The sequence below is a fragment of the Yonghaparkia sp. Root332 genome (genome assembly GCF_001425665.1).
Taxonomy (GTDB): domain Bacteria; phylum Actinomycetota; class Actinomycetes; order Actinomycetales; family Microbacteriaceae; genus Microcella.
Map to the genome: position 1 here is coordinate 317,102 of NZ_LMCX01000001.1, position 13,298 is coordinate 330,399.

At 71.1% G+C, this 13,298-nt stretch carries 10 protein-coding genes and 2 tRNA genes; 4 read left to right on the forward strand and 8 right to left on the reverse strand.

Going from position 1 to position 13,298, the window contains the following annotated elements; translation table 11 throughout:
* Positions 1-13: 13 nt before the first annotated feature.
* The 5 genes from ASC54_RS01490 to ASC54_RS01510 form a co-directional block, all read right to left on the reverse strand.
* A tRNA-Thr gene (locus ASC54_RS01490) sits at positions 14-85 on the reverse strand.
* Between the two features lie 93 nt (positions 86-178).
* A complete protein-coding gene (locus tag ASC54_RS01495) occupies positions 179-2,041 on the reverse strand; it encodes a glycoside hydrolase family 13 protein (protein WP_055896253.1) in 1,863 nt (620 codons plus the stop codon).
* A 10-nt stretch (positions 2,042-2,051) separates the two neighbouring features.
* Positions 2,052-3,056, reverse strand: coding sequence for a sugar ABC transporter permease (locus tag ASC54_RS01500; protein ID WP_082514777.1), 1,005 nt, complete (start codon positions 3,054-3,056; stop codon positions 2,052-2,054).
* 1 nt (position 3,057) lies between these two features.
* Complete coding sequence (locus ASC54_RS01505) at positions 3,058-4,680, reverse strand: ABC transporter permease subunit (RefSeq protein ID WP_055858149.1); 1,623 nt, start codon at positions 4,678-4,680, stop codon at positions 3,058-3,060.
* Positions 4,681-4,789: 109 nt separating this feature from the next.
* The gene (locus ASC54_RS01510) at positions 4,790-6,043 is read right to left on the reverse strand and encodes a maltose ABC transporter substrate-binding protein (protein ID WP_055858146.1); all 1,254 of its coding nucleotides are present in this window, start codon (positions 6,041-6,043) and stop codon (positions 4,790-4,792) included.
* A 250-nt stretch (positions 6,044-6,293) separates the two neighbouring features.
* Between ASC54_RS01510 and ASC54_RS01515 the strand changes: the two genes are divergently transcribed.
* Entirely contained in the window at positions 6,294-7,991 is a 1,698-nt protein-coding gene (locus ASC54_RS01515; RefSeq protein WP_055896256.1) for an alpha-amylase family glycosyl hydrolase, read from the forward strand.
* Between the two features lie 67 nt (positions 7,992-8,058).
* On the opposite strand, the gene ASC54_RS01520 is transcribed toward ASC54_RS01515, so the two are convergent.
* The 3 genes from ASC54_RS01520 to ASC54_RS01530 form a co-directional block, all read right to left on the reverse strand.
* The gene (locus ASC54_RS01520; protein WP_055896259.1) at positions 8,059-9,180 is read right to left on the reverse strand and encodes a M23 family metallopeptidase; all 1,122 of its coding nucleotides are present in this window, start codon (positions 9,178-9,180) and stop codon (positions 8,059-8,061) included.
* Positions 9,181-9,402: 222 nt separating this feature from the next.
* Positions 9,403-10,236, reverse strand: coding sequence for an inositol monophosphatase family protein (locus tag ASC54_RS01525; RefSeq protein WP_055897860.1), 834 nt, complete (start codon positions 10,234-10,236; stop codon positions 9,403-9,405).
* A 28-nt stretch (positions 10,237-10,264) separates the two neighbouring features.
* A tRNA-Tyr gene (locus ASC54_RS01530) sits at positions 10,265-10,349 on the reverse strand.
* Between the two features lie 143 nt (positions 10,350-10,492).
* Here ASC54_RS01530 and ASC54_RS01535 point away from each other — a divergent pair.
* From ASC54_RS01535 to ASC54_RS01545, 3 genes are read left to right on the forward strand one after another with little or no spacing between them, the layout of a single operon-like run.
* A complete protein-coding gene (locus ASC54_RS01535) occupies positions 10,493-11,524 on the forward strand; it encodes a LacI family DNA-binding transcriptional regulator (RefSeq protein ID WP_055858134.1) in 1,032 nt (343 codons plus the stop codon).
* 52 nt (positions 11,525-11,576) lie between these two features.
* Positions 11,577-12,065, forward strand: coding sequence for a YajQ family cyclic di-GMP-binding protein (locus tag ASC54_RS01540; RefSeq protein ID WP_055858131.1), 489 nt, complete (start codon positions 11,577-11,579; stop codon positions 12,063-12,065).
* A 9-nt stretch (positions 12,066-12,074) separates the two neighbouring features.
* Entirely contained in the window at positions 12,075-13,292 is a 1,218-nt protein-coding gene (locus tag ASC54_RS01545; RefSeq protein ID WP_055896263.1) for an MFS transporter, read from the forward strand.
* Positions 13,293-13,298: the final 6 nt, after the last annotated feature.

Below are 13,298 nucleotides of genomic sequence, written 5' to 3' on the forward strand. Positions count from 1 at the left end.
ACGAGCGAACCAGAGCCCCGAGTCAGGATTGAACTGACGACCCCTTCCTTACCATGGAAGTGCTCTACCACTGAGCTATCGGGGCGCTGCCGAGACCCTACCGGGCTTCGGCACCAGAGAAGATTAGCACCCGTCGGCGCACCATCCGAAACGCGGTCGGGCCGCGTGCGGGAGCGCGTCAGCGGGGTGCGGCGACCTCCTTTGAGCCGAACGCCGGAAGGGCGACGCCGGGCAGGGACCACGCGGTGAAGGACATCCCTCGCGACCGGATGCGGGCATCCCCGATCTCGCCCGTGCCGGTCACGCGCACGGCGTCGCCCGCGATCGCGGAGGCCGGGAGCGCGATGTCGGCGTCGGCGCGCGCGGCGCAGACGAGGATGCTCTCTTCCGCCGTCTCGCGGACGAACACGAGCGCGTCGGCGGAGGCGTGCAGCCAGCGCATGCCGCCGTGGCTCAGCGCGGGGTGCGCGTGGCGCAGGGCGATGAGCTCGGCGTACAGGTCGATGGTGTCGGCGTGCTCGTCGACGCGGCTCCAGGGCATGGTCGTACGCGAGTGCTCGCCGTTCGTGCCCGTGTGCCCGAACTCGTCGCCCGCGAACACGACGGGGATGCCCGGCACCGTCATCGACAGGCCCACCGCGACGCGCACGGCTCCAGGTCGCGCCCACGTGGCGAAGCGCGCGGTGTCGTGAGTGTCGAGCGCGTTCATCGTGCACACGCGCGTGCGCCACGGGAAGGCGGCGGTGAAGCGGCGGTGCGACTCGTAGACCTGCTCGCCCGACCACTGCGGGATCTCGGGGTACGGCAGCCCGAAGAACCACTCGCTCGAGCCGGGCTCCGAGAGCCACGCCCAGACCGGCCGGGTGAAGCTCGGGTAGGTCATCGCGCCGTGCCACGCGTCGCCCGGGAAGTCGCTCGCGGCGTCGTTCGTCACCTCGGCGAACAGCACCGTGTCGGGGTTCGCCTCGATCATCGTGCGGCGGATCGTCTGCCGCACCTCGGCGTTGAGATCCTGCTCGCGGTAGCGGCCGGTCATGTTGGCGACGTCGATGCGCCAGCCGTCGAGCGAGAACGGCGGCTGCAGCCACTTCGCCACGACCGAGCCCGCCCCCTCGATGAAGCGGCGGCGCAGCTCGGGCGAGGCCCAGTTGAACTTCGGCAGGCTCGGCACTCCGAGCCACGAGACGTAGTCGAGCTGGGCGTCGTCGAGCCACAGGTAGAAATCGCTCTCGGGGGCGCCGGGCCGACCGCGCGAGGCGACGAACCACTCGTGCGCGTCGCCCGAGTGATTGCTCGTGAGGTCTCCGATGACGCGGATGCCGCGCGCGTGCGCGGCCTCGACCAGGCGCACGAGCGCCTCATCGCCGCCCAGCACCGGGTCGACGTGGTGGAACGAGTGCGCGTCGTAGCGGTGGTTCGACCGGCCGGGGAAGAACGGCGTCAGGTACAGCAGCGTGACGCCGAGCCGCTCGAGGTGGTCGAGGTGCTCGGTCACGCCGTCGAGGTCTCCGCCGTGGTACTGCACGGGGGTCGAGGCGCCGCGCCCGATCGGCTCGTCGTCCCACTCCGCCGGCTCGGCCCACTCGGGCACGGGCCGCGCGTCGGCCGTCGCCGATCGCGCGAAGCGGTCGGGGAAGACCTGGTACATGATCTGCTCGGGGGCCCACGCCGGCGGCGGCGCGTGCGTCACGAGCCGGAAGTCGTCGTCGTCGCGCGGCTCGATGTCGCTGAGCCCCGCGCTCGTCAGCCACTGCACGGTGCCGTCGCCGCGGCCGATGAGCCAGCGGTAGCCGTGCACGGGGTTCTCGACGAGCAGCTCGGCCTCCCACCACTCGGCCTCGGGCGACGCGGCGACGCGCACGGCCTGCGACCAGCGCGGCTCGTGATCGGGATTGGAGCGCGCGGTCACCGCGGCGACCGGTCCGTATTCGTGGGGGATGCGCATCCGCACCCGCACGGTCTCGCCGAGCTCGGGAGCGGGCGTGGAGACGTAGAGCGATGACCCGTCGTGATGGGGCTCGCTCGCGAGATCGCGGCTCACCGGATCGGGCTCACTTCACCGAGCCGGCCGTGAGGCCGCCGATGATGTACTTCTGCAGGTAGAGGAACAGGGCCATGACGGGGATCGCCGCGAGCACCGCACCGGCCGAGAAGATCGCCCAGTTGCGCGAGGTCTCCTGCGAGACGAACTGGTAGAGGCCGACCGCGAGGGTCTGCGTCTGCGGGTCGGTCAGCATGATCGAGGCGATCACGAACTCGCTGAACGTGCCGATGAACGACAGCAGGCCGACGACGGCGAGGATCGGCGCGACGAGCCGCAGGACGATGCCGAAGAAGATCTGCGCGTGGCTCGCGCCGTCGAGCTTCGCCGCCTCGTCGATCGACACCGGGATCGTGTTGAAGAACCCGTACATGAGGTACGTGTTCACGCCGAGCGCGCCGCCGAGGTAGACGAGGATCAGGCCCGACTGGGTTCCGATGCCGACCTGCGGGAAGATCTCGCCGATGCCCGACATGAGCAGGAAGATCGCGACGACGCCGAGCAGCTGCGGGAACATCTGCACGAGCAGGAGCGTCAGGAGGCCGACGCGGCGGCCCGTGAACCGCAGGCGCGAGAAGGCGTAGGCCGCGAGCGCACCGAGGAAGACCGTGCCGGCCGCGGTCACGAGGCCGATGACGAGCGAGTTGAGGAACCACGCGGCGTACGGCTGCTGCGGGCGCTGGAACAGCTCGACGTAGTTGCTGAAGTCGACGACCCGGAACAGCTGGTTCGAGCCGACGAGGGTGCCCGTCGGGTTGAGCGAGGCCGACAGCACGTAGAGCAGCGGGAACGCTGCGAAGACGAGCATGACGACGCCGATGAGGTGGCGCCAGCCGGTGTCGGCGAACCAGCGCGGGAACGACCGGCGGCGGCGGGTCGGGAGGAGGCGGCCGTCCGCGGTCTGCACGGTGCGCGGAGCGCGAGCGGCGCGATCGGTCGGCCCGCTGCCGGCGACGAGCGGGTTGAGGCGGTCGCCGACCTGGGCGCCCTGCTCGGTGTTGAACGGGTTCGACATGTCAGTTCAGCTCCTCGAGGGCCTTGGTCTGGCGGAAGGAGACGATCGAGACGGTCGCCACGATCAGGAAGATGAGGATCGCGAACGCGCTCGCGAGCCCGTAGTCGCGCCCGGTCCCTTCGCCGAACGCCACCTTGTAGACGAGCGTGATGAGGATGTCCGTGGCTCCGGCGTCGACGCCCGCCGCGACATCGCGCGGCCCGCCCCCCGTGAGCATGTAGATGAGGTTGAAGTTGTTGAAGTTGAACGCGAAGCTCGAGATGAGCAGCGGGGCGACCGAGACGAGCAGCAGAGGGAACTTGATGAGGCGGAACACCGCCCACGGTCGTGCTCCGTCGACCGTCGCCGCCTCGCTGAGCTCCTCCGGGATCGACTGCAGCGCGCCCGTGCAGATGAGGAACATGTACGGGAAGCCGAGCCAGAGATTGACGAAGAGGATGCTGAACTTCGCCAACCACGGATCGGTCAGCCACGGGATGCTCGCCCCGCCCAGCAGGACCTGGTTGAAGAAGCCGAACTGCTCGTTGAAGAGGCCCAGGAAGACGAGAGCGGAGAGGAATCCGGGGAAGGCGTACGGCAGCACCATGATGACGCGGTAGATCTTCTTGCCGCGCATGTGCGGGGCGTTGAAGACGATCGCGAGGAACAGGCCGAGGATGAAGGTCGAGGCGACCGACAGGATCGCGAACGCGAAGGTCCAGAGCGTCACGCTCAGGAGCGGCCCGCGGATGTCCTCGTTCGTGAACGCCCGCTGGAAGTTCTCGAATCCGACGTCGATCTTCCAGCCGGGCTGGAGCTCGCGGCCTGCGTCGTTGACGAAGGCGCCGTCGCCGCCGTCGACGTAGACCTCGCCTCCCGTGGTGTCGGTGAAGGAGTCGGCGGCCTCGTCGTAGACGAGGTCGGAGGTGTAGACGTAGGCGCTCGAGCCATCGGGCGTGCGCAGGGCCCCGTCGTTGGGGTCGTCGCTGAGGGGCACGCTGAGGTCGACGACGATGCTCTGGTTGGCGAGGAGGTCGCCGAACCCGAGGCTCGTCCAGCCCGTCACCGCGACGGCCTTGCCGGTGCTGTCCTCCTCGGCGTCGACCTCCTCGAGCGGCTGGTCGGGGGTGCCGAGGAGGGTCTCGCCGTCGGGGTCGGTGACGAGGAAGCCGTACGTGCCGAACTGCTCGACGACGGTCACGCGGTAGGCCGGCGAGTCGGGCACGCGCGTGAGGGAGTTCGCGATGATCGACTCGATCGCGTCCTCCTTCGTGGAGTTGTGACCGTCGCCGTAGTTGGTGAACGCGATGTAGCCGCTGTAGCCGACGATGAAGATCTGGAAGACGGCGAGGAAGAAGACCCCGGGCGCGAGGTACTTGGCGGGGAGCCAGCCGGGCCGGAGGTAGATGACGTTGATGACCACCGTCACGACGGCGGCGATGGCGAAGATCAGCCATGACTCGCGCATCACGAGGACGAACATCGCGAAGAGGGCGACGGCGTCGACGAGACCGAGCAGCGCGATCTTGATGAGCAGCCCTCGCACGGTCTGGGCATGCGAGCGGGCGGCCGTCCGCGGCCGCGAGGGCGGGGCTGCGGGGGGCGCGAGGATGGGCTGCTGGGCGCCGGGGGTCGTGCTGGTCATGAGGCTCCGAGAGGTCGGGGGTCCGATTCGCGGACGTGCCGGGAGCACGACTCCGACCCTCGCGGGGGGAGCGGCTCCCGGCACGTCATGGTGCGGAAGAGGCGGGCGGTCAGCCCGTGATCTTGCTCTGGATGCTCTCGACCATCGCGCGCCACAGCTCGACCGGGTCGCCCTGGCCGTTGATGATCGCGACCTCGGTCGAGCCCCAGTCGCTCCACACGACGTCCATCGCGGGCACGTTCGGCATCGGCACGCCCTCGGCGCCCACGGCGCCGAACGCGGCGACGTCGGCGTCGGACTGCGCGGCCTCGAAGGCGCTCAGCAGCGCGGGAGCGCGGCCGCCGACCTCGTAGAGCGCGGTCTGGACCTCGTCGGTGCCGATGTAGTTCACGAGGAACTCGTTGGCCGCCAGCTGGTTCTCGCTCTCGCTCGAGACGTAGAAGCCCTGGACGCCCACGAACGGGGTGGCCGTCTCGCCGCCGGCCGTCGGGATCGGGTCGATGGCGTAGTTGATGCCGCCCTCGCTGATCGCGGGGATGTTCCACGGCCCGGTCAGGAAGTAGCCCGACTTGCCGGCGACGAACTCCTCGCGGGCGATGTCGCCCGAGATGTTGGTGTTGAGGATGCCGGCCTGGCCCCACTCGCGGAGCTTGACAGCGAAGGCCTCGCCGCCCTCGTTGCCGAGCGCGAGCGTGGTCGGGTCGTAGGTGCCGTCAGCGGTGATCTCGAAGACGGGAGCGCCGAACGAGGCCTGCAGCGGATACAGGTGGTACGGGTCGGCCGCGGTCGGGTCGAGCCCCACGAGGAAGGGGTACTCGGCGGCGCCCTCGGCGACGGCGGCCTGGCCGGCGGCGATGAGGTCGTCGAAGGTCTCGGGCGCCTCGGGGGCGATGTCGACGTTGCGGACCAGAGCGATGTTCTCGACCGAGTAGGGAAGACCGTAGGTCTGGCCCTCGTAGCTCATGGCCGTCACCGCGACGTCCTGGAACTCGGATGCCTTGTCGCCGAGCTCGAGCGGCGCGACGACGCCGTTCTGGACGAGCTTGCCGAGCCAGTCGTGCGCGCCGACGATGATGTCGGGGCCGTTGCCGGTCGGAGCCTGCGTGATGAACTCGTCGCGGATCGCGCCGAAGTCCTTCGTGACGAGCTCGACGGACACGCCGCGCTCGTCCTCGAACGCAGCGGCGACGTCCTCGAGGACGCCGGCGCGGTCTGCGTCGACCCAGACGGTGAGCGAGCCCTCGAACTGGGGCTCCTCCGAGCCTCCGCCCGGCTCGCCTGCGGGTGCCGTGCACCCGGCGAGGACGATGGCCGACATGGCCAGAGCCCCCGTGATCGTGAAGCTGCGTGAGGTCACCTTCATCGGTGTTCACCCTTTCGTGTGCGGACGGCCTCATCGCCGGACGCGCTGCCGACACCCTCTGGGAAAGGGCACCTCGCCCAAGAGGCCATTCTCTTGATGTGCCTGCTTCTGCAAGCGCTTCCATTAGAGCAGGAGTCCGGCGCTCCCACAACTCTCGACTTCTGCGCCGTCCTTCCGGAGATCACCCAGCGAACACCAGGATTGAGTGCAAACGCTTCCAATTCGGCGCCGGTGTCGTAAGGTCGTACCCATGTCCACCGACACCACCCCTACCACCACGCGCGCCGACGCGCGAGAAGCGTCCACACCGGGATCGGAGTGGTGGCGCTCAGCCGTCATCTACCAGATCTATCCGCGATCGTTCGCCGACGCATCCGGTGACGGCATCGGCGACCTCGCCGGCATCACCGAGCGCCTGCCCTCCCTCGCGGCCCTCGGCGTCGACGCCGTCTGGCTCTCGCCCTTCTTCCGATCGCCGCAGAAGGACGCCGGCTACGACGTCGCCGACTACTGCGACGTCGACCCGATCTTCGGCACCCTCGCCGACTTCGATCGGATGCGCGACCGCGCGCACGAGCTCGGGCTGCGGGTCATCGTCGACCTCGTTCCCAACCACTCCTCCAGCGAGCACCCGTGGTTCCAGGAGGCCCTCGCGGCCGGCCCCGGCTCTCCCGAGCGAGACCGCTACATGTTCCGGGAGGGCACGGGCGAGAACGGCGAGCTGCCCCCGAACAACTGGCCCTCCGTCTTCGGCGGCGCGGCCTGGACCCGCGTGACCGAGGCCGACGGCCGGCCCGGCCAGTGGTACCTGCACATCTTCGACAGCTCGCAGCCCGACTTCAACTGGGAGAACCCGGTCGTCTGGGAGGAGTTCCGCCGGATCCTGCGCTTCTGGCTCGACCGCGGCGTCGACGGCTTCCGCGTCGACGTGGCCCACGGCCTCATGAAGAAGGACGGCCTGCCCGACATCGCCGAGAAGGCGACCGGCGACGGCATCGCGGATGCCCTCATGGCGCCTGAGGAGGTGCCCTACTGGGCGCAGCCCGCCGTGCACGAGGTCTACCGCGACTGGCACCGCGTGCTCGCCGAGTACCCCGGCGACCGCGTGCTCTGCGCCGAGGCCTGGGTCGAGCCGCTCGAGAAGGCCGCCCTCTGGGTGCGCTCCGACGAGATGCACCAGGCCTTCAACTTCAGCTACCTCAGCACGCCGTGGAGCGCGCCCCGGCTGCGGGCCGTCATCGACGAGTCGATCGCCGCCTTCACCGGGGTCGGCGCCCCGAGCACCTGGGTGCTCTCGAACCACGATGTCGTCCGTCACGCCAGCCGCTACGGCCTGCCGGAGCACGTCGCCGGCCCCAACGCCGGGATCGGCCCGAACTCGCCCGAGAAGCCCGACGCGGCGCTCGGCCTGCGCCGCGCCCGTGCGGCGAGCGCGCTCATGCTGAGTCTGCCGGGCAGCGCCTACCTCTACCAGGGCGAGGAGCTCGGTCTGCCCGAGGTCATCGAGCTCGACGATCACGTCCGCGAGGACCCGACCTTCCACCGCACCGGCGGCGAGGCCTACGGCCGCGACGGATGCCGCGTGCCGATCCCGTGGGAGGCCGACGCCCCGGCGTTCGGCTTCAACGATTCCGGCTCGAGCTGGCTCCCGCAGCCGGAGGTCTTCCGCGAGTACGCGCGCGACCAGCAGGAGGGCATGGCCGGCTCGACGCTCGAGCTCTACCGGTCGGCGCTCGAGCTGCGCGCGCGCCGCGAGCTCGGCCTCGGCTCGGTCGAGTGGCTCGACGGCTACGGCGACGAGGTCGTGGCGTTCCGCAACGGCGGGCTCACGATCATCGCGAACCTCGGCAGCACGCCCGTCGAGCTCCCCGCCGGCGACGTGGTGCTCGCGAGCGACGCCATCGACGGCCGCGCCGTGCCGACCGACACCACGGTCTGGATCGCGTAGCGGCCCGACGTCCCGAACGAGAGAAGGCCCCGGAGCGATCCGGGGCCTTCTTCGTGCATGCGGGGTGCTAGCTCGCGTTCGTGGTGAGCCAGGCGAACGGGTCGACGGGGATCCCGTCGAGGCGCACCTCGAGGTGGAGGTGGGGGCCGGTCGACGCGCCCGTGCTGCCCACGAGTCCGACGAAGTCTCCCGCGGCGACCGTCTGACCCGGGACGAGCGGGGAGCTGCCGGTCTGCATGTGGGCGTAGAGGGTCGTGACCTTCTGGCCGTTGATGACGTGGTCGATGAACACGTGCGTGCCGTACGACCAGCCCTCCTGCAGATCGGAGACGACGCCGTCGGCGACCGCCTGGATCGGGGTGCCGTAGCCGGGGGTGAAGTCGGTGCCGCGGTGGTAGCTCGAGCAGCCGCGGCAGGGGGCGACGCGGTCGCCGTAGCCGGAGCTGATCGTCGTCGCGAACGGGAACGGCCATCGCACCGCGCCCGTGCCCGAGGTCGTGTACGTGAAGTCGCGGTTGCCGTACTTCGCGCGGAGGATCTCGGCGTACGAGGTCACCGACCAGTCGTCGCGGCTGGCGACGGGGGCGGTCGCGGTCGCCGCCGCGTTCATCTCGAGCACCTGCGCGGGCTCGGTCGACCGCTCGGCGGACGCGCCGGTCGCGATCGAGCTCAGGTTCGTCGACGCGGCGACGTCGCTCGGGCGGAAGAGCGCGTTCGCCGGCACCGTCGTGCCGATCAGGAGGCCGGCGACGGCGAGCATGACGGTCGGCGGGAGGGCGCGCTGAGCGATGCGGCGCATCATGGGCACGCGAGAGGCCTGCACGCCGTGGCGCATCTGCGGACGGGGCGCGGGGCGCTCGACGGCGCGGTGCGCGCGACGACCGGCGGCCGCAGGAGCGGCGGCGGCGATCGGCGCGACGGCCGGAGCGGGCGCGGCCTCGAAGGCGGGGGCGGAGAAAGCGGGGACCGAGGAGGCGGGAGCCGAGGGTCGCCCGGAACGGCGGGCCGAGGCCCGCTCGGCCTCGCGCAGCGCGCGGCGGCTGGTCAGGGCGACGTCGGCGGCGGGGAGCACGATCGCAGCGTTCGAGGGGGCCTCGCCGCTGGTGAAGCCCAGGGACTCGATGCTTCCGGTGAAGGCGGAGGGGCTCTCAGGGAGCTCCCCAGCCGGCCGCTGGAGCTCGTCAGTCACGTGTCAGATTGCCTTAATCGTCGGTCGCGGGCCGCACGGACCACCGGTGGTGAGGGTATGAGCCTCGACGGGGTGGGTCTCCGAGCATCCGCTCTGGAACGGGTTCACCCGCGATCGCCAGCGTCACTGATTATCACGGATTGGTAAAGCCTAACCCGCCCGGCGTGATTGAGCCAGTCGAGCCGGGAATCGGTGCGCCCCCGAACAGGGGGTGCGTCGAGGTCAGGCGCCGACCTCGACGAGCAGCCGTTCGAGCTCGTCGACGGCCTCCGGGTGCGCGGCGAGCAGGAACTCGCGGTCGGGTCGGCGATCGCCGAAGCCCTTGACGACGGCGCCGGCCTCGCGGGCGATGAGAGCGCCCGCGGCGTGGTCCCACGGGCTGAGCGTGCGCTCGAAGTAGGCGTTCGCGCGGCCCGCCGCGACGCTGCAGAGGTCGAGCGACGCCGTCCCCAACCGGCGCAGGTCGCGCACGCGCGGCAGGAGCTGCGCGATCGCGACCCCCTGCTCCGCGCGCGTCTGGGCCGAGTACGCGAACCCGGTGAAGACGAGCGCCTCCGCGAGGGGCACCGCGTCCGCGACGCGGATGGGGCGCCCGTCGAGGTGCGCGCCACCGCCGCGCCGAGCGGTGAAGAGCTCGCCCGTGACGGGGTTCAGCACGACGCCCGCGACGGCCTCCCACGACTGCGGGTCCGGCTCGCCCGCGACGACGCCGATGCTGATGGCGTAGTGGGGGATGCCGTACAGGAAGTTGACCGTGCCGTCGATCGGGTCGACGACCCACGTGAGCCCGCTCTCGCTCGCGCCGCGGCCCCCCTCCTCGCCGAAGAAGCCGTCGAGCGGACGCGCCGCCCTCAGCCGCGCGCGGATCAGCGCCTCGCTGTCGCGGTCCACCTGCGTCACGACGTCGACGGGCGACGACTTGCGGTCGGCGACCTCCACGCCCGAGCGCCGCGCGTCGACGACAAAGGCGCCGGCCTCGCGCGCGACGTCGATCGCGAGTCGGAGCAGGTCGTCGTCGGCCGAGGCGGCGGAGGCGGTGGGGACGCTCGGGGTCATGCCCCGATTGTCGCAGGCGGCTCGGTGCTGGTGGCGAGTGAGGGATTCGAACCCCCGAAGGCTGAGCCGTCTGATTTACAGTCAGATCCCTTTGGCCGCTAGGGTAACTCGCCGATCGCGCGGCGGCCGGGGCCGATCGCGCGAGAACCAGGATACAAGCTCCGGCGGCCGCGCGTGACCAGGCCGACGCAAGCGCTTCCAATCGCCGCACCGCGTGCCGGTATCCTCGCGATAGGCGAGGGAATAGAGGAACCGCATGGTGGGCATCGACGACGTCGCTCGACGCGCCGGCGTGTCGACCGCCACGGTCTCGCGCGCGCTGAGCGGGCGCGGGCACGTCGCCGCCGCCACGCGCGAGCGCGTCGAGGAGGCCGCGGCCGAGCTCGGCTACGTCGTCTCGGCGAGCGCCTCCAGCCTCGCGACCGGGCGCATGCGAAACATCGGGGTCGTCGTGCCCTTCCTCAACCGCTGGTTCTACACCTCCGTCCTCGAGGGGGCCCAGCGGCGCCTCATGCAGTACGGCTACGACCTCACGCTCTACAACCTCTCCGGGTCGAGCAACGAGCGCAGCACGGTGTTCGAGCAGTTCCTGCTCCGGCAGCGCGTCGACGCCGTGATCGCCGTGAGCCTCGAGCTCAGCGCCGAGGAGGTCGACTCGCTGCACGCGCTCGGCAAGCCGCTCGTCGGCGTCGGCGGGCCGATCCGCGGCGTGCCGACCGTGTCGATCGACGACGTCGGCGTCACGCGGCTCGCGACCGAGCACCTGCTCTCGCTCGGGCACACCGTGATCGGCCACATCGGCGGCGACGTCGACGCCGAGATGTCGTTCCACATGCCGACGAACCGCCGGCTCGGCTGGGAGGACGCGCTGCGCGATGCTGGCGTCGAGCCGCGCCCCGAGCTCTACTTCCCGGCCGTCTTCACGATGGAGAGCGGCTACGTCGCCGCGAAGCAGATGCTCGGCGACCCGCGGCTGCGCCCCACCGCCGTCGTCGTCGCGAGCGACGAGATGGCGATCGGCGTCATCCTCGCCGCGCGCGACATGGGCCTCGACGTGCCGCGCGACCTGTCGGTCGTCGGCATCGACGACCACGAGCTCGCTTCCTTCTTCGGCCTCACCACGGTCGCGCAGTTCCCGGAGCAGCAGGGCGAGCGCGCCGTCGAGCTGCTCATGCGCGAGCTCGAGCAGTCGCGCGACGACGAGCCGAGCAACTTGCAGCTGCCGTTCGAGCTCGTCGTGCGCTCGTCGACCTCCCGGCCCCGGCCGGACCGCGAGTCGCGCGGCTGAGATCCCGCGGTCGACCGCGTCACGGGCATCCGCCCCGACTACGATTGGCCGCATGGCTGATTCCTCATTCGACATCGTGAGCAAGGTCGACAAGATGGAGGCGGAGAACGCCGTCAACCAGGCGCAGAAGGAAGTCGCGCAGCGCTACGACTTCAAGAACGTCGGGGCGTCGATCGAGTGGAGCGGCGAGAAGCTGCTGCTCAAGGCGAGCGCCGAGGAGCGCGTCAAGGCCGTGCTCGAGGTCCTCGAGTCGAAGATGATCAAGCGCGGCATCGGGATCCGCAGCCTCGACACCGGTGCGCCGTACGCGAGCGGCAAGGAGTTCCGCATCGAGGTGGGGCTCAAGAACGGCATCTCGAGCGACGACGCGAAGAAGATCTCGAAGATCATCCGCGACGAGGGGCCCAAGAGCGTCAAGAGCCAGATCCAGGGCGACGAGCTGCGCGTGCAGTCGAAGAGCCGCGACGACCTGCAGGCGACGATGGCGCTGCTCAAGGGCAAGGACCTGGATGTTGCGCTGCAGTTCGTGAACTTCCGCTAGCCGACCGCGGTGTCGGGCGCGGGCGCCGGGTCCTCCGGCTGGGCGGGCCACGCGCGCGGCAGCCGCGAGTACCGGCGTATGCTCGTCGCGCTCGCCTTCGCGGGCGTCGCGACCTTCACGCAGCTGTACTCGACGCAGGGCATCCTGCCCCTCATCGCTCGCGACCTCGACGTCGACGCCGCGACGGCCGCGCTCACCGTGTCGGGGACGACGGCGGGGCTCGCGGCGGCGGTGATCCCGTGGTCGTGGGTCGCCGACCGGATCGGACGCCTGCCCGCGATGCGCATCGCCCTCGCGAGCGCGACCGTGCTCGGCCTGCTCGCTCCGCTCGCGCCCGACATCGTGTCGCTCGTCGGCGTGCGCATCATCGAGGGCGTCGCGCTCGGCGGCCTCCCCGCGATCGCCCTCACCTACCTCGCCGAGGAGGTCGACCGGCGGCACGCCGCCGCGGCCGCCGCGACCTACGTCGCCGGGACGAGCCTCGGCGGGCTCCTCGGCCGGCTCGTCGCGGCCCCCGTCGCCGAGCAGACCGGCTGGCGGATCGGCGTCGCCACCGTCGCCGTCATCGCCGCGGTCGCCGCCGCCGTCTTCATGGTGCTCGCGCCGCGCGCGCGGGGCTTCGACCGCGGGCCGGTCGGCGGGGTCGCGCACGTCGCGCGGACCATCGCACGCCTCGCCCGCGACCGCGTGCTCGTGTCGCTGTGGGCGCAGGGCTTCCTGCTCATGGGCGGGTTCGTGACGGTCTACAACTACCTCGCCTTCCACCTCGAAGGCGCGCCCTTCCTGCTACCGCCGTCGCTCGCCTCGCTCCTGTTCGCCGCCTACCTCGCGGGAACGGCCTCCTCGCGCGTCGCGGGCGCGATCGCCGAGCGCATCGGCATCCGGCCGGTGCTCATCGCATCCTCCGGGGTCATGCTGGCCGGCCTCGCCCTCACGCTCGTCGAGCAGCTCGCGGTCGTGATCGTCGGCCTCGTCGTGCTCACCGCGGGGTTCTTCGCGGGGCACGCCAGCGCATCCGCCGCCATCGGCCAGCGCGCCGCCACGGGCCGCGCGCAGGCGACGAGCGTGTACACGCTCGGCTACTACGCGGGGTCGAGCCTGTTCGGCTGGCTCGGCGGCTACGCCTACCTCGCGGGCGACTGGACGGCCGTCGTCGGCCTCGTCGCGGCCCTCGCGGCGATCGCCGGCGCGGTCGCGGTCATCGGCACGCGCTCGCCGCGTCACTAGACTCCG